The 22,884-nt window shown below is 64.9% G+C and carries 24 protein-coding genes and 1 riboswitch; of the genes, 5 read left to right on the plus strand and 19 right to left on the minus strand.

Translation table 11 applies throughout. From position 1 onward, the window contains the following. Nucleotides 1-645: 645 nt before the first annotated feature. The 5 genes from argJ to EBS11_RS05860 all read left to right on the plus strand — a co-directional run bounded on the left by argJ (nt 646) and on the right by EBS11_RS05860 (nt 3,941). Nucleotides 646-1,884, plus strand: a complete 1,239-nt coding sequence (gene argJ, locus EBS11_RS05840) for a bifunctional glutamate N-acetyltransferase/amino-acid acetyltransferase ArgJ (RefSeq protein ID WP_290601237.1) — start codon at nt 646-648, stop codon at nt 1,882-1,884. Then, a complete protein-coding gene (locus tag EBS11_RS05845) occupies nt 1,881-2,762 on the plus strand; it encodes an ATP-binding protein (protein ID WP_290601239.1) in 882 nt (293 codons plus the stop codon). Before argJ ends, EBS11_RS05845 begins: the two co-directional genes overlap by 4 nt. Beyond that, a complete protein-coding gene (locus EBS11_RS05850) occupies nt 2,759-3,190 on the plus strand; it encodes an NUDIX domain-containing protein (RefSeq protein ID WP_290601240.1) in 432 nt (143 codons plus the stop codon). The genes EBS11_RS05845 and EBS11_RS05850 overlap by 4 nt, the downstream gene beginning before the upstream one ends. Before the next feature lie 118 nt (nt 3,191-3,308). Beyond that, entirely contained in the window at nt 3,309-3,518 is a 210-nt protein-coding gene (locus tag EBS11_RS05855) for a DNA-binding protein (RefSeq protein ID WP_290601241.1), read from the plus strand. A gap of 6 nt (nt 3,519-3,524) precedes the next feature. Then, nucleotides 3,525-3,941 (plus strand): PIN domain-containing protein, encoded by a 417-nt coding sequence (locus EBS11_RS05860; RefSeq protein WP_290601242.1) that lies wholly within the window; start codon nt 3,525-3,527, stop codon nt 3,939-3,941. Nucleotides 3,942-3,944: 3 nt separating this feature from the next. On the opposite strand, the gene yacG is transcribed toward EBS11_RS05860, so the two are convergent. From yacG to cobT, 19 genes are all read right to left on the minus strand, one after another. Further along, the gene (gene yacG, locus EBS11_RS05865) at nt 3,945-4,133 is read right to left on the minus strand and encodes a DNA gyrase inhibitor YacG (protein WP_071325269.1); all 189 of its coding nucleotides are present in this window, start codon (nt 4,131-4,133) and stop codon (nt 3,945-3,947) included. 11 nt (nt 4,134-4,144) lie between these two features. Beyond that, entirely contained in the window at nt 4,145-4,900 is a 756-nt protein-coding gene (zapD, locus tag EBS11_RS05870) for a cell division protein ZapD (RefSeq protein ID WP_290601245.1), read from the minus strand. A 62-nt stretch (nt 4,901-4,962) separates the two neighbouring features. Then, a complete protein-coding gene (gene coaE, locus EBS11_RS05875) occupies nt 4,963-5,610 on the minus strand; it encodes a dephospho-CoA kinase (RefSeq protein ID WP_290601246.1) in 648 nt (215 codons plus the stop codon). A gap of 21 nt (nt 5,611-5,631) precedes the next feature. Continuing rightward, nucleotides 5,632-6,501 (minus strand): A24 family peptidase, encoded by an 870-nt coding sequence (locus tag EBS11_RS05880; protein ID WP_290601248.1) that lies wholly within the window; start codon nt 6,499-6,501, stop codon nt 5,632-5,634. Nucleotides 6,502-6,607: 106 nt separating this feature from the next. After that, nucleotides 6,608-7,804: a type II secretion system F family protein gene (locus tag EBS11_RS05885; protein WP_290601249.1), complete on the minus strand. Its 1,197-nt coding sequence runs from the start codon at nt 7,802-7,804 to the stop codon at nt 6,608-6,610. A gap of 73 nt (nt 7,805-7,877) precedes the next feature. Further along, entirely contained in the window at nt 7,878-9,350 is a 1,473-nt protein-coding gene (locus EBS11_RS05890; protein WP_290601251.1) for a DHA2 family efflux MFS transporter permease subunit, read from the minus strand. Between the two features lie 90 nt (nt 9,351-9,440). Continuing rightward, complete coding sequence (locus EBS11_RS05895; protein WP_290601252.1) at nt 9,441-10,919, minus strand: cobyric acid synthase; 1,479 nt, start codon at nt 10,917-10,919, stop codon at nt 9,441-9,443. Next, nucleotides 10,916-11,722, minus strand: coding sequence for an ABC transporter substrate-binding protein (locus tag EBS11_RS05900; RefSeq protein ID WP_290601253.1), 807 nt, complete (start codon nt 11,720-11,722; stop codon nt 10,916-10,918). The genes EBS11_RS05895 and EBS11_RS05900 overlap by 4 nt, the downstream gene beginning before the upstream one ends. After that, the gene (locus EBS11_RS05905; RefSeq protein WP_290601254.1) at nt 11,719-12,630 is read right to left on the minus strand and encodes a cobalamin-binding protein; all 912 of its coding nucleotides are present in this window, start codon (nt 12,628-12,630) and stop codon (nt 11,719-11,721) included. The genes EBS11_RS05900 and EBS11_RS05905 overlap by 4 nt, the downstream gene beginning before the upstream one ends. Continuing rightward, on the minus strand, nt 12,627-13,613 hold the full coding sequence (gene cobD, locus EBS11_RS05910; RefSeq protein WP_290601256.1) for a threonine-phosphate decarboxylase CobD: 987 nt from the start codon (nt 13,611-13,613) through the stop codon (nt 12,627-12,629). The genes EBS11_RS05905 and cobD overlap by 4 nt, the downstream gene beginning before the upstream one ends. Next, nucleotides 13,606-14,559, minus strand: a complete 954-nt coding sequence (gene cbiB, locus EBS11_RS05915) for an adenosylcobinamide-phosphate synthase CbiB (RefSeq protein WP_290601257.1) — start codon at nt 14,557-14,559, stop codon at nt 13,606-13,608. Before cbiB ends, cobD begins: the two co-directional genes overlap by 8 nt. After that, nucleotides 14,553-15,119: a bifunctional adenosylcobinamide kinase/adenosylcobinamide-phosphate guanylyltransferase gene (gene cobU / locus EBS11_RS05920; protein ID WP_290601258.1), complete on the minus strand. Its 567-nt coding sequence runs from the start codon at nt 15,117-15,119 to the stop codon at nt 14,553-14,555. The genes cbiB and cobU overlap by 7 nt, the downstream gene beginning before the upstream one ends. A 7-nt stretch (nt 15,120-15,126) precedes the next feature. After that, on the minus strand, nt 15,127-15,759 hold the full coding sequence (gene cobO / locus EBS11_RS05925; protein WP_290601260.1) for a cob(I)yrinic acid a,c-diamide adenosyltransferase: 633 nt from the start codon (nt 15,757-15,759) through the stop codon (nt 15,127-15,129). Beyond that, nucleotides 15,756-16,529: an ABC transporter ATP-binding protein gene (locus tag EBS11_RS05930; RefSeq protein WP_290601261.1), complete on the minus strand. Its 774-nt coding sequence runs from the start codon at nt 16,527-16,529 to the stop codon at nt 15,756-15,758. Before EBS11_RS05930 ends, cobO begins: the two co-directional genes overlap by 4 nt. 7 nt (nt 16,530-16,536) lie before the next feature. Then, the gene (locus EBS11_RS05935) at nt 16,537-17,562 is read right to left on the minus strand and encodes an iron ABC transporter permease (RefSeq protein ID WP_290601263.1); all 1,026 of its coding nucleotides are present in this window, start codon (nt 17,560-17,562) and stop codon (nt 16,537-16,539) included. An 89-nt stretch (nt 17,563-17,651) separates the two neighbouring features. Continuing rightward, complete coding sequence (locus EBS11_RS05940) at nt 17,652-19,523, minus strand: TonB-dependent receptor (protein WP_290601265.1); 1,872 nt, start codon at nt 19,521-19,523, stop codon at nt 17,652-17,654. Between the two features lie 126 nt (nt 19,524-19,649). Continuing rightward, nucleotides 19,650-19,892, minus strand: a riboswitch (cobalamin riboswitch). 44 nt (nt 19,893-19,936) lie between these two features. After that, nucleotides 19,937-20,491, minus strand: coding sequence for a histidine phosphatase family protein (locus EBS11_RS05945; protein WP_290601266.1), 555 nt, complete (start codon nt 20,489-20,491; stop codon nt 19,937-19,939). A 17-nt stretch (nt 20,492-20,508) separates the two neighbouring features. Continuing rightward, nucleotides 20,509-21,315, minus strand: a complete 807-nt coding sequence (locus EBS11_RS05950) for an adenosylcobinamide-GDP ribazoletransferase (RefSeq protein WP_290601268.1) — start codon at nt 21,313-21,315, stop codon at nt 20,509-20,511. Between the two features lie 4 nt (nt 21,316-21,319). After that, the gene (cobT, locus tag EBS11_RS05955) at nt 21,320-22,360 is read right to left on the minus strand and encodes a nicotinate-nucleotide--dimethylbenzimidazole phosphoribosyltransferase (protein WP_290601270.1); all 1,041 of its coding nucleotides are present in this window, start codon (nt 22,358-22,360) and stop codon (nt 21,320-21,322) included. Nucleotides 22,361-22,884: the final 524 nt, after the last annotated feature.

A 22,884-nucleotide genomic window follows, 5' to 3' on the forward strand; every position in this document is an offset into this window, starting at 1 on the left:
GACTTGCGTGGCGCCGCTCTCCCCATTGGCCTTGACTGGCGGGGCGGCCTTGGCCTTGGCGTGGCCTGCGCCGCCAAGCTTGCCGAGGTTGCCGAACAGCCCGCCCAGGCCAGGCCATGAACTGCTCCAGCGGCTGCTTCCGGGTGGCCGAGCCGTGTCGCCGGGCGGCGGGACTGGGACTGCCGGAGGCGCAGGAGCTTGCGCGTCAGGACGCGGAGCATCCTGGGCTGGCGGCGCGTGGACGTCCGGCGGCGCAGTTACCTGTTCAGCGGGCGCAGGCAGGGCGGCGCTGTCGGCGGTGCCGCGCGGCGCCCTGCATGCCGTCAGCCCGGCTGACAGGCCAAGCAGACACAGCAAGCAAAGCAAGTGCGGCAGATATGAGCGCACCGTTCCCTTCCCTTGGCTTCGAAATGATTTGCCGTGCGCCATGACGTCTCCCTGGGCGCTTGCGCCAGACCCGCGATCATCGGTTCTTCCATCTTAGCGTCGCCTGGCGGCATGGTTCTGATAAATCGCAAGCCTGGCCATGCTGCCAGTCCGCTTCGACGCTGCCGCGCCCGCCGGGACTATTCACTTGCCGCATGTTCACCTGCGGCGCGAAGGCGCTACAATAGCGCTTCCATTTTCCCTCGCAGAAGAACTCCTATGGCCGTCAATTCTCCCAAGCCCTTCGCCGCCGACTTGAAAGCCGTCGCCGGCATTGAAATCGGTGTTGCCGAAGCCGGCATCAAGAAACCCAATCGCAAGGATTTGCTGGTATTGAAACTGGCGCCGACGGCCACCGTGGCCGGCGTGTTCACCCTGAACCGCTTCTGCGCCGCACCCGTGCAAGTCTCGAAAGCCAACCTGGCGGCCGTGACGGCTGGCGCCGCGCCGATCCGCGCGCTGCTGGTCAACACGGGCAACGCGAACGCGGGCACGGGCGAATCGGGCCTGGCCGACGCGCAGGCCAGCTGCGCCGCGCTGGCCGAGCTGCTGGGCTGCACGCCGCAGCAAATCCTGCCGTTTTCCACGGGCGTGATCCTGGAACCGTTGCCCGTGCAGCGCCTGGTCGCCGGCTTGCCGCAAGCCGTCGCCGCACTGACATCGGACAACTGGTTCTCGGCCGCCGAAGCCATCATGACCACCGACACGCAGCCGAAAGCCGGTTCGCGCAAGGTCACCATCGGCGGCCACGCGGTGACCCTGACGGGCATCAGCAAGGGCGCCGGCATGATCAAGCCGAACATGGCCACCATGCTGGGCTTCCTGGCCTTTGACGCCACCGTCGCCCAGCCCGTGCTGGACCAGCTGGTGAAACAGGCGGCCGACAAGTCGTTCAACTGCATCACCATCGATGGCGACACCTCCACCAATGACTCGTTCATGCTGGTGGCCACGGGCGCCGGCAGCCTGGTCATCGACTCCATCGATTCGCCGCACTACGCTGAACTGGCCGCTGCCGTGACCGAACTGTCTACTTTTCTCGCGCAAGCCATCGTGCGCGACGGCGAAGGCGCCACCAAGTTCATGACCGTGACCGTGGAAGACGGCCGCAACGTGGAAGAGTGCCGCAAGATCGCCTATTCCATCGCCCATTCGCCGCTGGTGAAAACGGCGTTCTTCGCCTCCGACCCGAACCTGGGCCGCATCCTGGCCGCCATCGGCTATGCGGGCGTGGACGACTTGGACGTGGGCCAGCTGAACCTGTACCTGGACGACGTGTGGGTGGCCAAGAATGGCGGCCGCAACCCGGACTACCAGGAGCAGGATGGCCAGCGCGTGATGCAGCAAAGCGAAATCACGATTCGCGTGAAACTGGCGCGCGGCGATGCCACGGCCACCCTGTGGACGTGCGACCTGTCGCATGACTACGTGTCGATCAACGCCGACTACCGCTCATGACCAGCCTCGATCAATTCCTGATCCGTGCCGAGGCGTTGCTGGCGCGGGTGGAAGCGATCCTGCCGCAGGCCGCGCCCGCGCCGGACTGGAACAGCTTTGCCTTCCGCTGGCGCCGGCGTCCTGGTGCCGTGCCGTATCTGCAGGCCGTGGCCCACGTGTCGAACATCGCCTTGGATGACCTGCACAACATCGGCACGCAAAAGGCGCAGATCGAGCAGAATACGCGCCAGTTCGTCAGCGGCCGTCCCGCCAACAACGTGCTGCTGACGGGCGCACGGGGCACGGGCAAGTCATCGCTGATCAAGGCTTGCCTGAACCAGTTCGCCGCTCAAGGCCTGCGCCTGATCGAAGTGGACAAGGCCGACCTGGCCGATTTGCCCGACATCGTCGACCTGGTGGCGGCCCGCGCCGAGCGCTTCATCATCTTTTGCGACGACCTGTCGTTCGAGGAAGGCGAGAGCGGCTACAAGGCGCTGAAGGTGGCGCTCGACGGCAGCATCGCCGCGCAATCGGACAATGTGCTGATCTATGCCACCTCGAACCGCCGTCATCTGATGCCGGAACGCATGTCGGACAACAGCAGCTACAAGACGGACGATGATGGCGACCTGCATCCGGGCGAGACGGTGGAAGAGAAAATCTCGCTGTCCGAGCGCTTCGGCCTGTGGTTGTCGTTCTACCCGTTCAAGCAGGATGACTACCTTGATATTGCCGCGCACTGGCTGGCCTCGTTCGGCTGCACGCCGGAACAGATCGTCCAAGCGCGTGGCGACGCCCTGCGCTGGGCCTTGCAGCGCGGTTCGCGCTCGGGCCGGGTGGCATGGCAATTCGCGCGCGACTATGCTGGGAAACTACCTGCGGGAAAACTGCCGCAATGAGCGAGATGACATTGAATGAAAAAATCCAGCCGGTCGACGTGGCCGTGGGCATCCTGATGAAGCCGAATGGCGACGTGCTGCTGGGACAGCGCCCGGCCGGCAAGCCGTATGACGGCTATTGGGAGTTTCCTGGTGGCAAAGTCGAGCCGGGCGAAGCCATCTTCGACGCCTTGAAACGCGAGTTTGTCGAGGAACTGGGGCTGCATATCGACAGTGCCGAACCTTGGTGCGGCGTGGAATATGTGTATCCGCACGCCCACGTGCGCCTGCATTTCTATATCAGCCGCGACTGGCGGGGCGAGCCGCAAAGCCTGGAAGGGCAGGCGTTCGCCTGGCAAGGCACGGTGGGCGTGGAGCCCTTGCTGCCCGCCACCATTCCCTTGCTGGAATGGCTCGATGAGGTGCGCCGGGAATCCCTGGCTGCCTGAGTCCGATTTGTGCCAGCATGCAGCCCATGCGCTGCGCTGGCGCAAACCTGTGCTGTCCTTCCCTTGTATCGCCGGTATTTTGCGCTACAGTGCTCTCATGACGCACTGGGGAATTCGCATGCCGCTGACCCTGACCTTCACCGATACCGATGAACTGCTGCTCGCGGCGCTGCACAAGCGTGCCCGCGCGCATGGGCGCAGCATCGAGGAAGAGCACCGCGACATCCTGCGCAGCGCCTTGCGGCCTTTGCCGAAGCGGCCGCTCGACGATATTTTGCGCGGCATGCCCGACGTGGGAGCCGATGGGGACTTCGAGCGCCGCTCCTGAGCCGCCATGGGCGCTTACCTGGTCGATACGGATGTGATCGTTGCGGCACGCAAAGGGGCAGGTGCACCGGCGGGCATTGCCGCTTTCTTCGAGCGGGTGGCGCCCGAGGCGCGCTACTTGCCGGTACAGGTGATCGCGCAATTGCGCGCAGGCATACAGTGCAGCTGGCGGCGCGAAGCATCCCTGGAAACGTTGGCCCTGGAAGGCTGGCTGGAAGCGCTGCTGGCCGATTATGCGGCGCGGCTGCTGGACTTCGACCTCGATTGCGCGCTCGTCTGTGCCCGTTTGCAGGGCCGTGGCGCCGTACAGGGTGTGGACAGGCAGATCGCGGCGATGGGCATCGCCTATGGCTTGACGGTGGTCAGTGGCAGGCTCGACAGTTTCGCGGCGCAGGGGCTGCGCCTGGAAAATCCGTTTCGCTGAGGCTTATTGCGGCTTGTTGTCTTCGTCTGCCAGCGGATCTTCGAACGGGTCGGCGGCGGGGATCGTGTATTTTTCCTCGGCCCAGGCACCGAGGTCGATCTGCTTGCAGCGCTCCGAGCAGAAGGGGCGGTATTTGTTGGCTTCAGTCCATTCGACTTTGGCGGCGCAGGTAGGGCAGTTGACTACAGTCATGGCAATTACAGTTAAAAATTACAGAGCGTGAGCTCGAATGGTACATCTTCTTCCAGCGGCTTGGGTTTCAGGTCGCCGCCCTGGGTGGTAAAACGTACCCATAGCATGTATTTGTTGGCGGAAATTTCTGGGATGGCACCACTGGTTTCATCCAGGCTCAGGCGCAGCATCTGGTACACCTTGCCTTGCAGCATTTGCTGGTAGCTGCCGCCGCTGGCGATCAGTTTGACGGGGCCGCCGGAATCGCGCAGCAGGCGCAGCACGAGGGCCAGCGCATCGAAGAGGGGGGCCAGCGGGGCAAACCAGGCCTGGATATCGGCCAGGCGCTGTTCCGAGCTGCGTTTTTGCCAGGCGAAATATGACGGTAAATCGAATTCGCAGGCGCCGCCCGGGATGATGGTGCGGCCGCGGATGCTCATCAGCCATTCATTGTCGCGGATATTCTGCCCCGTCTTGCCCTGCGCCGCCACGAGGGCGCCACTGACACTGTCGAGTTCGCCCAGGATGGCGTCCAGGGTTTCCGGTTCCACGTTCGGATTGCTGCGGTAGCCCAGCAGGCTCTGGCGCTGGCGCTCGAGTTCCTGCAGCAGGTCCGATTTCAAATCGGCGCGGCCGGCCACTTCCAGCATGTCGAAAATTGTTGCCAAGGCGACATGGTGTTGCATTGCATGCTCTTGCTGGATGAAGAACTTGAATTTGTCGTACAGGTCTTCCAGCCGCAACAAGGTACGTATGCGTTCGTTGAAAGGGTATTCGTAGACAATCAAAATAATTCCCTTAAGTAAGGACCTGCAAACAATCCCGTGATTTTGAACCAAGCGTCGACAAATTACAAACGTTGCGACCCGATTCCGGCCATTCTTTTTGTAAATGCCAGATATAAATCGTGCAACTGGGCAATCTGCGGTGCCAGGGCCGCCAAATCGCCATTGTTGTCGATGACGTCGTCCGCCGCCGCCAGGCGCATGGCGCGCGTCGCTTGCGTGGCCATGATGGCTTTGACTTGTTCTTCCGATAATCCGTTGCGCGCCATGACACGCGCAATCTGCAAGCTTTCCAGGCAATCGATGACCAGCACGCGGTTGACCCGCTCCACCCAGCCGCCGGACTCGACCAGCAGGGGCACGGCAAAGATCACGTAGCTGCCCGTCGCTTCGGCGGCGGCCGTCAACGTGGCCTGGCGGATGCGGGGATGCAGGATGGCTTCCAGCCTGGCCTTGGCGGCAGGGTCGGAAAACACCAGCTCGCGCATTTTCTTGCGGTCGAGGGCGCCAGCCGCATCGGCACAGTCGGGGCCGAATTCCGCCACCAGGGCGGGCATGGCCGCGCCATTCGACGCCGTCAGGCTATGGGCGATCTGGTCCGTATCGACGATGGACGCGCCCAGCGCGGCGAACATGTCGGCCACCGTGCTCTTGCCGCAACCGATGCCGCCGGTGAGTCCTACGCTGAAATAGGAGGCGTTTTGTATGTGCATGTATTTATCCATAGTGGCTGGTCAGCCGGCCAGGCCCAGCGTGAGCTGCGACAGGGGCGTGCGGTACAGCAGGGCGATGAGGCCCGCCGCGGCCAGGTAGGGGCCGAACGGGATCGGCTTGTCGCGCCCGCGTCTGGCGAAAACGATCAGGCCGATGCCGACCACGGCGCCCACCAGCGACGACAACAATATCATCGTTGGCAACATGGTCCAGCCCAGCCACGCACCGAGTGCCGCCAGCAGTTTGAAGTCACCATAGCCCATTCCTTCCTTGCCTGTCGCCAGCTTGAAGGCCCAGTAGACGCCCCACAGGGCCAGGTAGCCGGCGGCAGCGCCGATGACGGCGTCCTGCAGCGGCACGAAGGTGCCGTTGATATTGACGAGCAGGCCCGCCCACAGCAGGGGAAAGGTGAGGTCATCGGGCAGCATTTGCGTATCGGCATCGATGAAGGTCATGGCGATCAGCAGCCAGGCAAACACGAGCGTGGCCAGGCCCGTCCAGCCGCTGCCGAAATGCCAGATCAGCACGGCCGAGAGCGCGCCCGTCAGCAGTTCCACCAGCGGATAGCGTGCGGAGATGGGCGCCTGGCAGGCGCTGCATTTGCCGCGCAGCAACAGATAGCTGACGACGGGAATGTTTTCCATGGCCGTGATGCGGTGGCCGCAGGCGGTGCAGTTCGAGTGCGGCAGCATCAGGTTGTAGCGGTCCGTGTGCGGCAGCGGCTGGCCGCTTTCTTCCGCCACGTAATTGTCGGAGTCGCGCTGCATCATCTTCGGCATGCGGTGGATCACCACATTCAGGAAGCTGCCGACGATCAGGCCGAACAGGGCGGCGACGAGGGCGACAGGCAGATTGCCGGGCGCGGCGAACAACAGGGTATCTTGCAGCATGGTGATTTGTCTGAGGTGAAGATTGTTGCCGCGCAAACATTGCCTGGCACTGCCGCAGTGTAAAACATCCGTCACCACATGGGGACGTTTTGCATGGTGCGACCTGTCAAATGACGGCGCCCAGCTTAAAAATCGGCAAATACAAGGCAATGACGAGCGAGCCGACCAGCACGCCCAGCACCACCATCAGCGCCGGTTCCAGCAGCGAAGCGAGCACGGCGACGGTCGCTTCGATCTCCGCTTCGACGATGTCGGACGCGCGCGACAGCATGGCGTCGAGCGCGCCCGATTCCTCGCCGATCAGGGTCAGCTGGGTCAGCAGCGGGGGAAACACGCCGCTGTGCTCCATGGCCAGGGCCAGGCTGCCGCCGGCGCGGATTTCGCGGTCGATCCGGATCGTCGCTTCCCGGTACAGCGCATGGCCGGCGGCAGCGCCCACCAGGCCGAGCGAGTCGAGCAGCGGCACGCCGGCGGCAAACATGGCGGCCAGGGTGCGTGTCCAGCGGGCGATCGCCGCCTTGCGCAGGAGCGGGCCGAACAGGGGCAGACGCAGCGCCTGCACTTGTGCATGGCGCCGCAGGGCGGGAGAGCGGCGCCAGGCCACGCGCAGCAGCACGCCGGCCAGCACCAGCACTGCCAGCAAGGCCAGCCAGTAGCGGACAAAGAAGGCGGATACACCCATGACGACCAGCGTCGGCAGCGGCAAGGGGGCGCCGAAGCTGTCGAAGACCTGGCGGAAGGCGGGCACGACCACGCTCAGGATGATGGCCGTGACAACGATGGCGACGAGCACGATGACCAGCGGATACATCAGCGCGCCGCGCACCTGCCGCCGCAGGGCAATGGCTTTTTCCTGGTGCGTGGCCAGGCGCGCCAGCAATTCCTGCACGATGCCTGCCTGTTCCCCGGCCGCCAGCAGGTTGCAATACAGCTCGTCGAACAGCAGGGGGAACTGGCGAAATGCCTGTTGCAGGCTGCTGCCCGCTTCGATGTCGTGGCGCAAGTCGCGCATCAGCTCCGTGATGGCGGGCTTGGCGTGGCCCTTGCCGGCGATGTCGAAGGCGTGCAGCAGCGGCACGCCGGCCGCCATCATGGTCGACAGCTGGCGCGTGAACAGGGCGATATCCTTGTGCGTGATGGCCTTGCCCGGCCCGGCGCGGGCGACCTTGACCTTGCTGGCCAGGATGCCCTGGCGCCGCAGGGCCATGCCGGCAGCGGCGGCATCGGCGGCGCGCACGATGCCATCGACCGTCTTGCCATGCCGGTCCGTTCCCTTCCATGCAAACCGCCGCTCGGCCGCCATGTGCGCCTCCTGCCGTCACGGTAGCAGGGTCAGGTGAAAGCGCCAGCTGCGGCAGGGGCAGGCTTGATCTGGCTCAGCCTTTCGTCGTTTGCACTTCCGTCTGTACAACGGCCTGGGCCTTGATGTCGTCCGCGTCATCTTCAGCGCCATCGCTGCCCTTGCTGATGCTTTCGCCATCGTCGCGGCGCAAGGTCCAGAAGGTCAGCGAGGACAGGATCGTCAGTGCCGCCAGGGTCAAAAAGGCATGGTGCAGTGCCGTGCTGAGCATGGCACGGTCGGACTGCGGCATGTCGCCCAGGTACCAGCCCGTGATCAGCGAACCGAAGGCCAGGCCAAAGCTCATCGATAGTTGCTGCATGGAACTGGCGATGGTGCTGGCCATGCTGGAGTCGCTCTTGTCCACGTCGGCATAGGCAATCGTGTTCATGCTGGAAAACTGCAGCGAGTTGAAAAAGCCCATGCACAGGCTGATGAAGACGATCACGTACAGGGGCGTGCCGGCTCTCACTTGCGAAAACATGGCGATGGTGACGCCGATCAAGACCGTGTTGACGATCAGCACCTGGCGGTAGCCGAAGCGGGCCAGCACGCGCGCGGAAATGAATTTCATGCCCATGGCAGCGGCCGCCGACGGCATCATCAGCAAGCCCGACTGCCAGGCGGGCAAGCCCAGGCCCAGCTGGTACAGCAGCGGCAGCAGGAAAGGCAGGCCGCCCACGCCCAGGCGCGTGACGAAGCCGCCCACGACGGAGACGCGGAAGGTGCGGATCTTGAACAGGGTCAGGCGCAGCAGCGGGTGCAGCACTTCGCTCGAATGCCAGGCATAGGCGGCCAGCAGGCTGATGGAAATGAACAGCAGCACGGCGGCCGAGGTGGGATCGATCTTGTGTTCGCCAAAGATTTCCAGCAGCCACGACAGCAGGGCGATCCCCGTGCCGAACAGCACCAGGCCGATCAGGTCAAGGGGACGCGGCTTGTCACCGTAATAGTCGGGCATGTAGCGGTGCGCCAGGTACAGGGCCACCAGGCCCACGGGCACGTTGACGAAGAAAATCTCGCGCCACGACAGCCAGTGCACGATCAGCCCGCCCACGGTCGGCCCCAGCAAGGGACCGATGAGGGCGGGGATGATGACGAAATTCATGGCCGCCAGCAATTGCGACTTGGGAAAGGTGCGGATGATGGTCAGCCGGCCCACGGGCATCATCATGGCTGCGCCCACCCCTTGCAGCAGGCGCGCTGCCACCAGCATGGGCGAATTGACGGACAGGCCGCACAGGATGGAGGCGATGGTGAAGATGGCAACGGCGGCGGAGAATACGCGCCGGGTGCCGAAACGGTCGGCCATCCAGCCGCTGATGGGAATGCACACGGCCAGGCTCAGAATATAGCTGGTGACGACCGCCTTCAAGCTCAGCGGCGTCACATTCAGGCTGGCGGCCATGGCGGGAATGGCGGTGTTGACGATGGTGGAGTCGAGTTGCTCCATGAACAGGGCGGTGGCGACCACCCAGGGAAGATAGCTTTTTATGGGGGAACTGGTCATGGATGCGGGGCCTGGTAAGGGATGCTGCGCCTGTGGTATGCCGGCAATTGTCACATAAATAGTCCCGATGCGTCGCCGCCGCGTCTGCCCTTATGTTGCCTTACGGTAATTTTCCAGGCTGCCCAGCCCGTCCAGGGCTGCCATCAACGGCAGCGCCGCATCGGCGATGCGCTCCAGGCTCGCTTCGCGCAGGGCGCCGGTGTCGACCGTGTGCGCCGACGCCAGTCCCGCCCAGCGCAGCAGCGCTGCGCAGGCGGCGGGCGTGTCGAACATGCCGTGCACATAGCTGCCCAGGATCTGCCCGTCGGGTGATACGGCCCCTTCGGGGCGGCCCGCGATGACGAAGGCGGGCTGCTGCAAGGCCGCGCCATGCGACACACCCATGTGGATTTCGTAGCCGGCCATGGCGGCATGGTCCGCGCCGGCAAACGCGCAGTGTCCCGCCACGTGTTCCAGCGTCTTGTCGGCCGTCAGCTCGGTTGTCATCGCCAGCAGTCCCAGTGCCTGCGATGCGCCAGCCTGCCCCTCCACGCCCAGCGGGTCGTGCACGGATTGCCCCAGCATCTGGAAGCCGCCGCAGATGCCGATCGCCTTGCCGCCATAGCGCAGGTGCTTCGCCAGGTAGGCGGGCCAGCCCTGCTGCTGCAGCCAGGCCAGGTCGCCGCGCGTGTTCTTGCTGCCGGGCAGGATCACCAGGTCGGCGGGCGGAATCGGCTGCCCCTGCTTGACGAACTGCAGGTCGATGTCGGGATGGGCGCGCAGGGCGTCGAAATCCGTGTGGTTGCTGATGCGCGGCAGCTGCGGCACCACTACCCTGAAGGCGCCCCGTTCGGCCTGCATCGCCTCGACGGCGTCTTCCGCGTCGAGGAACAGCCCTTGCAGGTAGGGCAGCACGGCCAGCACGGGTTTACCCGTCTGCTGTTCCAGCCAGTCGATGCCGGGCGTGAGCAGCGAGATGTCACCGCGGAAGCGGTTGATGACGAAGCCGACGATGCGCGCCCGCTCGCTGTCGGACAGGCAGGCGAGGGTGCCAATGATGTGGGCGAAGACGCCGCCCCGGTCGATGTCGGCCACCAGGATCACGGGGCAGTCGACGGCTTCGGCAAAGCCCATGTTGGCGATGTCGCGCGCGCGCAGGTTCACTTCCGCCGGGCTGCCCGCGCCTTCGACGACGACGGCGTCGTATTGCCGGCGCAGGCGCGCATACGATTCCAGCACGGCGCCCATGGCGATGGTCTTGTATTGCTGGTAGTCGCGCGCATCCATCTCGGCGCGCACCTTGCCGTGGATGATCACTTGCGCGCCCGTGTTCGACGACGGTTTCAGGAGTACCGGGTTCATGTCCGTGTGCGGCGCGATGCCGCAGGCCAGCGCCTGCAGGGCCTGGGCGCGGCCGATCTCGCCGCCGTCGCTCGTCACGGCGCTGTTCAAGGCCATGTTTTGCGGCTTGAAGGGCGCCACCGTCACGCCGCGGCGTTTCAGCAGGCGGCACAGGGCCGCGACGACGGTGCTCTTGCCCGCGTCGGATGTCGTGCCCTGTACCATCAGGGCGGGGAAGGGCGTGTTCATGTTGCTTGCTCCTGCTGATGCTGCCATTGCGCGATGATGTCGCTGATCTGGCGCAAGCCATGCGTGATGGCGGCCGGGCCGGGCGACAGGATATCGGGCGACTTGATCTCGAACAGCATCTGGTTTTGCACGGCTGGTATCGTTGCCCAGTCCGGGCGCGCCGCCAGTTGCGCGGGCTGGAATTTCTTGCCGCACCAGCTGGCGATGATGATGTCGGGCGCGCGTGCCACCACGTCCTGCGGGTCGGCGATGATGCGTTCCTTCGCGCCCGGCTGCGTGGACAGTTCCGGGAAGGCGTCGGCGCCGCCGGCGATGCCGATCAGCTCCGCCGCCCAGCCGATGCCGCTCATCAGGGGTTCGTTCCACTCCTCAAAGTAGACCACAGGCTTGCGCGTCCACGCTGCGGCGCGGGTTTGCGCGGCGGCGATGTCGGCGCGCAGGCTGGCGACCAGATCCTTGCCCGCCTCCTCGCGCCGCACCAGCGCGGCCAGCACGCCGATCATGCGCAGGATGCCGTCCACCGTGCGCTGGTTGAACTGGTGGACTTCGATGCCGGCCTTCACCAGGTCGCGGCAGATATCGGCCTGCATGTCGCAAAAGCCGATCACGAGGTCCGGTTTCACGGCCAGGATGCGTTCCAGCTTCGAAGACGAAAAGCCGCTGATCCTGGTCTTTTCCTCGCGCGCGCGGGCCGGGCGCACGGTAAAGCCGGAGATGCCCGCGATGACGTCTTCCGCGCCCAGCGCATACAGGGTTTCCACGGCTTCCGTCGACAGACAGGCGATGCGCTGGTAGTGGCTCACGGTGCCGCCTTGGCGGCGGGAGTACTGCGGCGCTGGCGTGCCACCTCCAGTTGTTCGCACATGGCGGCCGTGCCTTCGATCATGCGCGGGCCGGCGCGGTTCAGCAGGTCGCCGTTCAGGCGGAACAGGTTATTTCGGCGTACGGCCGTCATCGAAGGGAAGGCGCGCCACATGGCCAGACCGCCTTCGCTGCGCGGATCGCTCTTTTCGCTGGTGCCGAAAATGACTTCCGGGTCTTCCTGCAGCACGCCTTCCGGCGTGACGACGGGCGCCACCACCTTCATCGCGGCAAAGATGTTCTGGCCGCCGCACACGCGCATGGAATCGCTGACGATGCTTGCGCCGCTCAGGGTGTACAGCGGCTTGTCCCACACCTGGTAAAACACGCGCACGGGCGGGCGCTGCGCGTATAGCGCCGTCAGACTGGCCAGTTTGGCGCGCAGCTGGGCGGCCGCCGGTTTCGCCACCGCTTCCGTGCCCATCAGCTGGCCCAGGCGCTCCATGCCGCTGGGGATGTCGGCCAGCTTGCGCGGCTCGCTGTGGTAGATGGGTACCTTCAGCTGGCGCAGCATGGCGATCTGGCGTTCGGCGCTGCCGTGCATCCACACGACGATCAGGTCCGGCTTCATGGCGATGATGCGCTCCATGTCGTACTGGCGGTTGTCGCCCACCTGCGAAATTTTTTTTGCCGCTTCCGGATAGTCGCTGTAGCTGACGGCGCCGACGATCTTTTCGCCGCCGCCGGCCGCGAACAACACTTCCGTGATGTGCGGCGCCAGGGCCAGGATGCGCTGTGCCGGTTTTTCCAGGGTGACGACATTGCCATCGTCGTCGCGCACGCTGATGGCGGCATGCGCCTGCAGCGAGACCAGTCCGGCCAGCAGCAGCGATATTTTCAAGGTATTCATGTGTTTTTCCAGGCGGTGAGGGCCTGCTGCAGGCGCAGCCAGGCGGGTTCGTCGGGGGGCAGGCCCAGGCGGATGCCGTGGGCTGCGTGGCGGAACAGGCGCACCCAGATACCCGCTTCCGCCATGTGGCGCCAGCAGGCTTCGGCGCGCGCTTCCGGCCACCACTGGAACAGCGCCGTGCCGCCGCTGGCGATGCCGTGGGCGGCCAGCAGCTGCTGCAAGCGGAGGCCTTCGCCGCGCAGGCGCTCGCGCATGGCGTCCTGCCAGTGCGTGTCGTTGAGGGCGGCCAGCGCCACCTGCTGCGCCGGGCCGCTGACGGTCCATGGTCCCAGCAGGTCGGCCAGCTGGGCCAGCAAGGCGGGATGGGCGGCGACAAATCCCAGGCGCAGTCCCGCCAGGCCAAAGAATTTGCCCACCGAGCGCAGCACGATCAGGCCCGGCTGGCTCGTATGCTGTCCCAGGCTGGCGTGCGTTTCCGTGTCGCCAAACGCTTCATCGACCACCAGCCAGCCGCCGCGCGCGGCCAGCTTTTCCGCCCACCCCAGCAGTACCGCGGGGGCGATGCGCTCGCCCGTGGGATTGTTCGGATTGCAGACGACCAGCACATCGCAGTGGTCCACCGCATCGCCCAGATGCGCATACGGCACCTGGCGCAGCTGGTGGCCGTGCTGGCCCCAGTGGTGCGCGTGTTCCGCATACGAGGGCGCGGCCACCACCACGCGCGACGGCGCGCGCAGCCGGGGCAGGGCCTGGATGGCCGCCTGCGTGCCGGCCACGGGCAGCATGGCCGGCGCGCCGTAGTAGCTGCAGGCGGCTGCGGCCAGGGCGGGATCGGCTTCCGGCAGCCGGTGCCAGGCATTGGCATCCGGTGCTGGCGCTGCATACCAGTGCGGGTTGATGCCCGTCGACAGGTCGATCCACTCGCCGATGGGGCGGCCGTATTCGCGCGCGGCGTCGCGCAGGTTGCCGCCATGTTCAAGCAAGATATTTCCCCTTCAGGTAGAACAAGCCCGCCAGCAGCGCCACCCAGATCAGCCACAGTACGGCCGTTTCGGCCACCAGTCGCCAGGCGCGGTCGATGTCGCGTGCTTCGGCGGGACGGCCGCTACCCAGCGGCGGGCGCTGTTCCAGTTCACCGTCGTAGACGGCGTCGCCGCCCAGGGCCAGGCCCAGGGCGCCGGCGCCGCTGGCCATCACGGGGCCCGCGTTCGGGCTGCCCCAGGTCGGTGCCTGCGTGCGCCAGCAGTACCAGGCCCGCCGCTTGTCGGCCATGCTCTTGCCCAGCAAGACATACGACAGGGCAGTCAGGCGCGCCGGCAGATAATTGAGAATGTCATCGATGCGCGCGGCGCAGCAGCCGAACCACTCATAGCGTTCGTTGCGGTAGCCCCACATGGCGTCCAGCGTGTTCGCCAGGCGGAACAGCACGGCGCCGGGGCCGCCTGCCACGGCAAACCAGAACAGGGTGCCGAAGACGGCGTCGTTGCCGTTTTCCAGCAGGGATTCCGTGCTGGCCTTGGCCAGGCTGGCCGCGTCCGCGTTGGCCGTGTCGCGGCTGACGATGCGCGCCGTCAGCAGGCGCGCGTTGTCCAGGTCATCCATGGCCAGGGCGTCGGCGATGGGCTGATTATGGTCGCGCAGGCTGCGCAAGCCGAGGCACAGGTACAGCAGGAAGACGTGGAGGGCGGCGCCCGCCAGGCCGCACAGCCAGTAGGCTGCATAGCTGAGCGGCAGCACGGCCAATGACCAGGCCAACGCGCCGCGCAGGAAGCGCGCGTGGCCCCGGTTCAGCAGGCGTTCCAGCGCGCTGGCGACGCGGCCAAAACCGACCAGCGGATGCCAGCGGCGCGTCTCGCCCAGCAGCATGTCGAGCAGCACGCCAGCCGTCATCAGCAAGGCCAGCATGGGCAGCGACAGGCCGCTCAGCATGGGCTGCCTTTCAGGTGCAGTGGCAGGCCGGCGGCGACAAACACGGCCCTGTCGCAGACGGCCGCCACGGCCTGGTTCAGGCGGCCCGCTTCATCCGTGAAGCAGCGCGAGATGGCGCCATACGGCACGATGCCCATGCCCACTTCGTTCGACACCAGCACAATGTCGCAGCCCGAGTCGCCGATTTCGGCCAGCGCGTACAGCAGGTGCGCGCGCTCGCTGTGGAACAGTTCGGGCAGGGCGATGTCGCCCACGTCCGGATAGCTCTCGCCGCTGGAAAACATCAGGTTCGTCAGCCACAGGGTCAGGCAGTCGACCAGCAGCAGCCTGCCGGGGCGCGCATGCTGCAGGAGCGCGTCTCCCAGACGCAGCGGCTCTTCCAGCGTGGTCCACTCAGCCGGGCGCTGCGCGCGGTGATGCCCGATGCGGGTGGCCATCTCGCCGTCGCCCGCCTGCGCCGTGGCGATGTACAGCACTTCCTTGCCCGATGCGCGGGCCAGCTGCTCGGCGTAGGCGCTTTTGCCGGAGCGGGCGCCGCCGAAGACCAGGGTGCGCGTCATGGCGCTGTTACCATTCGGTGCCGAGTTGCGCGCCGATGCCGGCCGCATACGCATGCTTGACGACGGCCATCTCGGTGACGGTGTCGGCGATGGCGATCAGTTCATCGGGCGCGCCGCGGCCCGTGATGACCACGTGCTGCATGTGCGGGCGTTCCAGCAGGTCGGCGATGACCTTGTGCACGTCGAGGTATTTGTACTTGAGGGCGATATTGAGTTCGTCGAACAGCACCAGGCCATAGGCGGGATCGGCCAGGAAGGTCTTCGCCTGTTCCCACGCCAGTTCGGCCTTTTCGATGTCGCGTTCGCGGTTCTGCGTCTCCCAGGTATAGCCTTCGCCCATCGCATGAAAACTGATTTCATCGGGGAAGCGGCGCAGGAATTTTTCTTCGCCCGTGGACATGGCACCCTTGATGAACTGCACCACGCCCACTTTCATGCCGTGGCCCATGGCGCGGATGGCCATGCCGAAGCCGCTCGAACTCTTGCCCTTGCCATTGCCTGTGTTGACGATGATGATGCCGATTTCCTTGTCGGCCTTGGCGATGGCCGCATCGATGATGGCCTTCTTGCGTTCCATGCGCACGCGGTGGCGCTCGTTGATGGCGGCGGTGTCCGCGTCGACGGGTTTGTTATCGCTCATGTTAAATCCTCTTTCGGTATGAATATCTTGCGTTTGCCGTGATCGATGATCTCGATCGGGTGGCCCAGGTAGTCGCCCAGGATGGATGCCTGCATCACGTCGGCCACGGGACCGGCGAGCCAGCCGCCGTCGCCCATCAGCAGCAGCGCATGCGTCGAGACGCTGTGCGCCAGGTTCAGGTCATGCCCCACCATCACCACGGTCTTGTTCTGTTCGCGGCACAGCCGGGCCAGCAGGCCCATGACGCTGACCTGGTGCGCCAGGTCCAGCGCATTGGCCGGTTCGTCCAGCAGCAGCAGGGGCGTGTCCTGCGCCAGCATGGCGGCGATGGCCACGCGCTGGCGTTCACCGCCGGACAGGCTGCGCACGTCGCGCTCGGCCAGGTGCTCCACTTCCATCGAGGCCAGCGCCGCCAGGGCGATGCGCTGGTCGTCGCTGCCTTCCCAGTAATGGCTGTCGTGATACGGGTGGCGCGCCGACAGCACCGTTTCGATCACGCGGTACGAGAACGCGTCATGCCGCGCCTGTGCCAGGAAGGCGCGTTCGCGCGCCAGCTCCTCCAGCGGCCAGTCGACCAGGGCGCGGCCCTGCACCGTCACGTGGCCGGCATCGGGTTCGCGCAGGCCGGCCAGGGCGCGCAGCAGGGTGCTCTTGCCGGCGCCGTTGCGGCCGATCACGCTCCAGCATTCGCCATCCTTGATTTGCCAGGTGAGGTTTTCCACGAGGGAGCGCGTGCCTGCCTTCAGGCCCAGTTGGTAGGTACGGATCATGGTTGTTTCATCTCCGGCGCAGCCGGTGCAGCTGGTACAGGAAGACAGGCGCGCCTATCATCGCCGTGACGACGCCGACGGGCAGCTGCAAGGGCGCCAGCACGGTGCGCGCCAAGGTGTCCGCCAGCACGAGGAAGGTGCCGCCGGCCAGCGCCGCGGCGGGAATCAGGAGGCGGTGATCGGGGCCGCAGGCAAAGCGCAGCGCATGCGGCACGATCAGGCCGACGAAGCCCACGCTGCCGGCGCTGGTGACGGCGCTGGCCGTGAGCAGGCCGGAACAGAAGAACAGGCCCTTGCGCAGGGCGCCCACGCGCACGCCCAGGGTGCTGGCCGCTTCCGCGTGCAGCGCCATGATGTTGAGCGAGCGCGCGCAGCGCAGGGCGAAGAACAGGGCGCCTGCCAGGACCAGCCAGGGCATCAGCCGCGCCGGCGCGCCGGACAGGTCGCCGATCATCCAGAAGATCATGCTGCGCAGGCGGCTTTCCGGGGCGATGGACAGCATCAGGGTGACGATGGCCATGCAGGCCGAGGCCAGGATCACGCCCGTCAGCAGCAACAGCGAAGCGCCGCCTTCGGCCGCCGCGCCGCCGCGCAGGTCGCGCCGGGCAAAGAAGTACAGCAGCATCGACACGCCGACGGCGCCGGCGAATGCCGCCGCATCGACCACCCACAGCGCGCACATGAACAGCAGCGCGGCCAGGGCGCCGACGGAAGCACCGGCCGAAATACCCAGCACATACGGGTCGGCGAGGGGATTGCGCAGGAGGGCCTGCATCATGACGCCGGCCAGCGACAGCGCCGCGCCCGTGACAAAGGCGGTCAGCGCGCGCCCGAGGCGCAGGTCGAGCAGGGTGGCGGCGAGGGTATCGGTCTTGCCTTGCAGCAGATGGAAGAGGGCGGAAGGCAGGTCGGCGAGCGGGATCGCGATCGAACCGATCATGCCGGAGAAGATCAGGCTGGCAACGGCGCATGCGACCAGCACCGTGATGATCACGGTGGCGCGGTGGCGCATGTTGCGAAAGAATGGGTGCATTGACTGCCTTAAGAAGCGGGGACTGCAGGACTGCACTGCGGGCGATGGCGTGGATGCCATTGCCCGCAGCTTACATCATTACATCATGCTTATTTCATGCCGTAGCGTACGCCGACGAAGACTTTCGAGCCTGGCGTCGCATAGAAACGGGCCAGTTCGTAGTTCTTGTTGGCGATGTTGTTCCAGCGCGCCAGCACCGACCACTCAGGAGCAAACTGGTAGGTGGCGTACAGATTGACCAGGCCATAGCCGCCCAGGACGTTCTTGTTGGCGGCATCGTCGTAGCGTTTGCCCGACAGTTGCCATTCGGCGCCCGAGGTCAGCGCGCCCAGCGTGTAGTCAACGGCGACATTGGCGTGCTGCTTGGCACGGCGCTGCAGCTGCTTGTCCTTGGTTTCATCGCGCGGGTCCTGCAGGTCGATATTGCCGCTGACGTTAAAGGCGCCGAACTTGCTGCTGGCCGCCAGGGTCACGCCTTCGAGCAAGGCTTTGTTGACGTTGTAGGCGCAGCCATAGCTGCCGTTGAACAGCGGGTCCGGGCATGGCGTGGTGTTGACCAGCAGGTCGGTGACCTTGTTATGGTAGTAGGTCGCGCTGGCTTGCGAGACGCCGTCGTTGTAGTGCAGGCCGATTTCCGCGTTGCGGCCCGTTTCCGGCTTGTTCGATGCCAGGCCGTATCCCGGGTAGTACAGTTCATTGAAGGTCGGTGCACGGAAGCTGGTGCCATAGCTGGCGTTTGCGCGCAGCGCATTGCTGATGCGGTAGCCGTAGGCGATGCTGCCCGTGTTGTGCGAGCCGAATGCCGAGTTGTCGTCGCGCCGGCCGCTGATATTGAACAGGTGCGCGCCGCGTACCATGTTGTATGCCGCTGCGTAGGATTTGGTATTGCGTGCACCCGTTACTTCCGGCGTGCTGCTCGACATGACGTCTTCATCGCGGTAGCTGGCCAGCAATTGCAGGTTGTCGCGGCCGATGCGGATGTCGTTCTGCCAGGTGAAGTCGGTCTGCTTGGTGTCGATCTGGCTTTTGCCATACGATGCCGCGCTGCTGTCGTCGCCCGACTTGTCGCGCGCTTCCGCGTAGCGCAGTTCGCTGGTCCAGTTAGGCAGGAATTCATTCTTGGTGAAGACGGAGACGTTCTGCAGCTTCTGGTTGCTGCGCGCATCGTAGCCCGGGCCGGCGTCGTACTGGGCTTTCAATTCGCTATTCAGGAACACCAGGCCGACTTCATGGCCCTTGGCCATCTGGTAGCCGAACTGACCGCTGACGCTTTGCTTGTCGTAGCCGTCCTTGTCCGGGTTGTAGGTGAACGAGGAGGCGCCCAGCTTGGATGCGGAGAAGCCATCCGATTTTTCCTTGCCTACCGCCAGCGCGTAGCTGAAGCTGTTCACGCCGCCCGTCGAACCGGCAACGCTGGCTTCCGCCTGGCGCGTGTTGTTGCTGCCGTAACCGGCGAAAGCGGAGAAGCGCGTGGCGCCGTCGCCTTTCTTGGTGAAGATCTGGATCACGCCGCCGATGGCATCGGCGCCGTACATGGTGCTCAGCGGACCGTAGACGATTTCAACGTGGTCGATGCTCGACAGGGGCAGGGCGCTCCAGTTGGCCGTGCCCAGGGTGGACGAGCCGATGCGCACGCCGTCGACCAGGACGATATTCTGGTTGCTGTTCGCGCCGCGGATGAACACGCTTGCCGAGGTGCCTGCGCCGCCATTGCGGGTCACTTCGATACCGCGCTGCTTTTGCAGCAGGTCGATCAGCGAGCCGGCGCCCGAACGGGCGATTTCTTCCGAGCTGATGGTCTGCGTATCGCTCAGTACTTCGCTCAGGTGCTGCGGGTAGCGATTGGCGGTGACGACCACCGGGTCGAAGGTGTCGGGCGTGGATTGGGCGAAAGCGGCAGGCGCGGCAATGGCTAGCGCGAGCGACGTGAGCGCCGCGTGGCGGGAAACAGCATGGGTCATGATAATTTTCAGTAAGTAATATGCAACCAGCCGACGTCCCCGTTGGCCAGATTGAACAGAAGTGGGAACTGAAGATGACGATCGAAGATGGCCATGGGCCATTCGGATCGCGAACATCCCCGTTCGCACACTTCCACCTGTCCTGGCCGGTATCCGGGCTGGCAAGTACGGCTATCCCACCTTCCCATGCTCGATGATTGCAAGCACAGTGGTTGTCAGAGAGAGCTTGTCGTCCGCTTCCGGTCGGGAGGGGCGACACTTGCTTACCGTTGCGGGGGCAGCACACGTTCGCCGCGGGCGCGGCATCGTGTTTCCCGTTTAACTGCGCTCATGGACATGAGCGCGGGCACCAAAACCCCGCCATTATACGTGCAGTGAGCGGGGACTGAAATGGCAGGCCGGACGATTCGCTATCAGAAATCGAGGGCGAGCGCCGCGCCGTAGGTGATTTTGTGGGCGGAACGGGCCGCCAGCAGGGCCGTGTCCTCCAATGACAATCCTGTTTGCAGCGCGGACAGCAGGCGGATGGTCCCGGCATGGCAGATGATGACGGCCGTTTCGTGTTGTTCGCGCAACAGTTCGCCTAAAAACGCGTCCACGCGGGCGGCCATCGCCACGACATTTTCGCCGCCGCCGGGCCGGTAGTAGGCCACGTCGGCAGCCCAGGCATCGATTTCCGCGCGCGCGATCGCGTGCCAGGGACGCATTTCCCATGTGCCGAAATCCATCTCTGCCAGGCGGGTGTCAAGATGCAGGGCGGTGGCGGGCAGGTCCTGCGCCAGCAGTGTCGCCAGGTCGGCGCAGCGGCGCAGCGGGCTGGCATACAGCGGGACGCCGGCGGGCAGGGTCGCCAGCAGGCTGGCGCGTGCCCTGCTCATTTCATGCGGCGCCACTGCCACGTCGCTGCGGCCATAGCAGGTGCCGTCCGTCACTTGCGGTGCGGGGTGGCGAATGAGGATCAGGCGCATGGGTATGTCGGCTCTATCTAGTAGAAACGGACCGGGGGCTGAAAGCTGGACAGGATCGCCAGGTAAATCGCCACTTCCGCCAGTTGCTGCACGGCGCCGAGGCAGTCGCCCGTGTAGCCTTGCAGGCGGAGCTGGCATTTGCGGCCCAGCCAGAATGCGGCGGCGGCGGCCGCCACGGCGGCAAAGGCCAGCGTCGCCCAGTAAAAAATCCCCAGCACGCCGCAGGCGATGGCTGGCAGCAGGCCGAAGACGACGGCGATGATGAATTCTCCTGTGCGCATTTCCTGCGCCATGGGCTTGGACTTGCCTTCATCGCGCGCATAGTCCATGAGCCAGATCAGTGAGACGGCTGCCAGGCGTGAAAGTGGGTGGGCGATGAACAAGGCCGCGATGACGACGGCTGGCGGCAGCGCTGCCAGTGCCATGCATTTGACGGCGAGCAGGCAAATGATGCCGATGGCGCCATACGCGCCGATGCGCGAATCCTTCATGATTTCCAGCACCCGCTCGCGCGTCAGGCCGCCGCCGAAGCCGTCGCACATGTCGGCAAAGCCGTCTTCATGGAAGGCGCCCGTCAGGTAGATGCCGGCAGCCACCGCCAGCAGCACGGCCACCGCGGACGGCAGCAGCCAGCTGGCCAGCACGTACACGGCGCCGGAAATGGCCGCCACCACCACGCCCACCAGCGGAAAGTAGCGCGAAGCGTGCTGCAGCCAGGACGCCTCGAAACCCACCCAGCGCGGTATCGGCAGGCGCGTGAAGAACTGCAGCGCGATGAAGAACAGGCGGCACTGGTGGAGGATGGCGGTAAGCGGATTGGCCATGATCTTAGTCTGGCGTGGATTTTTCGCTGACCTGGGCCGAGGCGAAAGTCGCCATCTCGCGCATGAAGTTGACGGATGCGTGCAGTAGCGGCAGGGCCAGCGCAGATCCCGTGCCTTCACCGAGGCGCAAATCGAGGTGCAGCAAGGGACGCGCGTCCAGACTGGCCAGCAGCTGGCGGTGGCCGTTCTCGTCGGAGCAGTGCGAAAACACGCAGTAGTCGAGGATGGCCGGCTGCAAACGCGCCGCCACCAGCAGGGCGCTGCTGACGATGAAACCGTCGATCAGCAGGATCATGCGCCGTTCTGCCGCTTTCAGCATGGCGCCGGCCATCATTGCGATCTCGAAGCCGCCAAAGGTGGCCAGCACGGCCAGCGGATCAGTGACCGTCGCGTGATGGGCGACGGCCGCTTCGATCACCTGCTGCTTGTGCAGCACGCCTTCTTTCGACAGGCCCGTGCCGGCGCCCACGCAGTCGGCGACGGGCGTGCCGGCCAGCTTGTGCATCAGGGCGGCGGCGGCCGTCGTGTTGCCGATGCCCATTTCGCCAAAGCCCAACACATTGCCCTCCAGCGTGGCGACCAGGTCCATGCCTGCCTGCATGGCGGCCAGGCATTGCGCCTCGCTCATGGCGGGTTCCTGGGCGAAGTTACGCGTGCCAGGGCCTTGCTTGCGGTCAAGCAAGCCGTCGCGCGGGCCGAAATCGTGGTTCACGCCCGCGTCTACTATATAGAGGGCGCAATCGGCCTGGCGGGCGAAGACGTTGATGGCGGCACCGTTGCCGAGGAAGTTCTCCACCATTTGCCACGTCACGCTCTGTGGATAGGCGGAAATGCCTTCGGCGACGACGCCATGGTCGGCCGCGAAGACGATGATGGCTGGCTGGCGCAAGGCCAGTTGCGTGCTTTGCTGGATCAGGCCGATCTGGCGGGCCAGGGTTTCCAGCATGCCGAGGCTGCCCAGCGGCTTGGTCTTGCTGTTGATGGCGTGGTCGAGTTCGCTGGCCAGGGTGGCGTTGGCGGTAGGGGAAATATGTGGGATAGGCATGGGACTCTATATGGATGAGGCAGGGTGTAGTCGGCGCTACGATATCACACAGCAATATTTGCCCTGCTGCAAAATAGCCCTTGCGGGGCGTGCGGGGCTTTGCTATAGTTCGCCTCCCCAATGAGACGCAGTCAAATGCGGCACTTGAGGATCACCGGAAACGGCGATGCAGCAGAAAAGAAGGTGTTGACGGATGTAGCGAAATGCTTCATACTATTCCTTCTTTGCAGCTGACAAACACAACGCTTTGTCGATAGCGCGAAAGCAGTACCGAATACAGTTCTTTAACAATTAACAGTCGATAAGTGTGGACATTTGATGCAGTGCAGCGCCGATCTTCGGATTGGCGTCATACTTAAAATATCAAATGTTCACAAGAAATAATGAAATAGGCGCTACGAAAGTAGTGGCCTGTCAGTTTTTTGAGTGAGCGACCCGTCAGCAATGACGGTGCCGGTAAAACGGCAAAGTAACAGAGATTAAACTGAAGAGTTTGATCCTGGCTCAGATTGAACGCTGGCGGC

It is taken from the genome of Janthinobacterium sp. (assembly GCF_009923995.1).
GTDB lineage: Bacteria > Pseudomonadota > Gammaproteobacteria > Burkholderiales > Burkholderiaceae_D > Janthinobacterium.

What these genes read in the sequence shown, in the direction of transcription:
- argJ (WP_290601237.1), top strand. Translation starts at nt 646, where the DNA reads ATGGCCGTCAATTCTCCCAAGCCCTTCGCCGCCGACTTGAAAGCCGTC.
- EBS11_RS05845 (WP_290601239.1), top strand. Translation starts at nt 1,881, where the DNA reads ATGACCAGCCTCGATCAATTCCTGATCCGTGCCGAGGCGTTGCTGGCG.
- EBS11_RS05850 (WP_290601240.1), top strand. Translation starts at nt 2,759, where the DNA reads ATGAGCGAGATGACATTGAATGAAAAAATCCAGCCGGTCGACGTGGCC.
- EBS11_RS05855 (WP_290601241.1), top strand. Translation starts at nt 3,309, where the DNA reads ATGCCGCTGACCCTGACCTTCACCGATACCGATGAACTGCTGCTCGCG.
- EBS11_RS05860 (WP_290601242.1), top strand. Translation starts at nt 3,525, where the DNA reads ATGGGCGCTTACCTGGTCGATACGGATGTGATCGTTGCGGCACGCAAA.
- yacG (WP_071325269.1), bottom strand. Translation starts at nt 4,133, where the DNA reads ATGACTGTAGTCAACTGCCCTACCTGCGCCGCCAAAGTCGAATGGACT.
- coaE (WP_290601246.1), bottom strand. Translation starts at nt 5,610, where the DNA reads ATGCACATACAAAACGCCTCCTATTTCAGCGTAGGACTCACCGGCGGC.
- EBS11_RS05880 (WP_290601248.1), bottom strand. Translation starts at nt 6,501, where the DNA reads ATGCTGCAAGATACCCTGTTGTTCGCCGCGCCCGGCAATCTGCCTGTC.
- EBS11_RS05885 (WP_290601249.1), bottom strand. Translation starts at nt 7,804, where the DNA reads ATGGCGGCCGAGCGGCGGTTTGCATGGAAGGGAACGGACCGGCATGGC.
- EBS11_RS05890 (WP_290601251.1), bottom strand. Translation starts at nt 9,350, where the DNA reads ATGACCAGTTCCCCCATAAAAAGCTATCTTCCCTGGGTGGTCGCCACC.
- EBS11_RS05895 (WP_290601252.1), bottom strand. Translation starts at nt 10,919, where the DNA reads ATGAACACGCCCTTCCCCGCCCTGATGGTACAGGGCACGACATCCGAC.
- EBS11_RS05905 (WP_290601254.1), bottom strand. Translation starts at nt 12,630, where the DNA reads ATGAATACCTTGAAAATATCGCTGCTGCTGGCCGGACTGGTCTCGCTG.
- cbiB (WP_290601257.1), bottom strand. Translation starts at nt 14,559, where the DNA reads ATGCTGAGCGGCCTGTCGCTGCCCATGCTGGCCTTGCTGATGACGGCT.
- cobU (WP_290601258.1), bottom strand. Translation starts at nt 15,119, where the DNA reads ATGACGCGCACCCTGGTCTTCGGCGGCGCCCGCTCCGGCAAAAGCGCC.
- cobO (WP_290601260.1), bottom strand. Translation starts at nt 15,759, where the DNA reads ATGAGCGATAACAAACCCGTCGACGCGGACACCGCCGCCATCAACGAG.
- EBS11_RS05930 (WP_290601261.1), bottom strand. Translation starts at nt 16,529, where the DNA reads ATGATCCGTACCTACCAACTGGGCCTGAAGGCAGGCACGCGCTCCCTC.
- EBS11_RS05935 (WP_290601263.1), bottom strand. Translation starts at nt 17,562, where the DNA reads ATGCACCCATTCTTTCGCAACATGCGCCACCGCGCCACCGTGATCATC.
- EBS11_RS05940 (WP_290601265.1), bottom strand. Translation starts at nt 19,523, where the DNA reads ATGACCCATGCTGTTTCCCGCCACGCGGCGCTCACGTCGCTCGCGCTA.
- EBS11_RS05945 (WP_290601266.1), bottom strand. Translation starts at nt 20,491, where the DNA reads ATGCGCCTGATCCTCATTCGCCACCCCGCACCGCAAGTGACGGACGGC.
- EBS11_RS05950 (WP_290601268.1), bottom strand. Translation starts at nt 21,315, where the DNA reads ATGGCCAATCCGCTTACCGCCATCCTCCACCAGTGCCGCCTGTTCTTC.
- cobT (WP_290601270.1), bottom strand. Translation starts at nt 22,360, where the DNA reads ATGCCTATCCCACATATTTCCCCTACCGCCAACGCCACCCTGGCCAGC.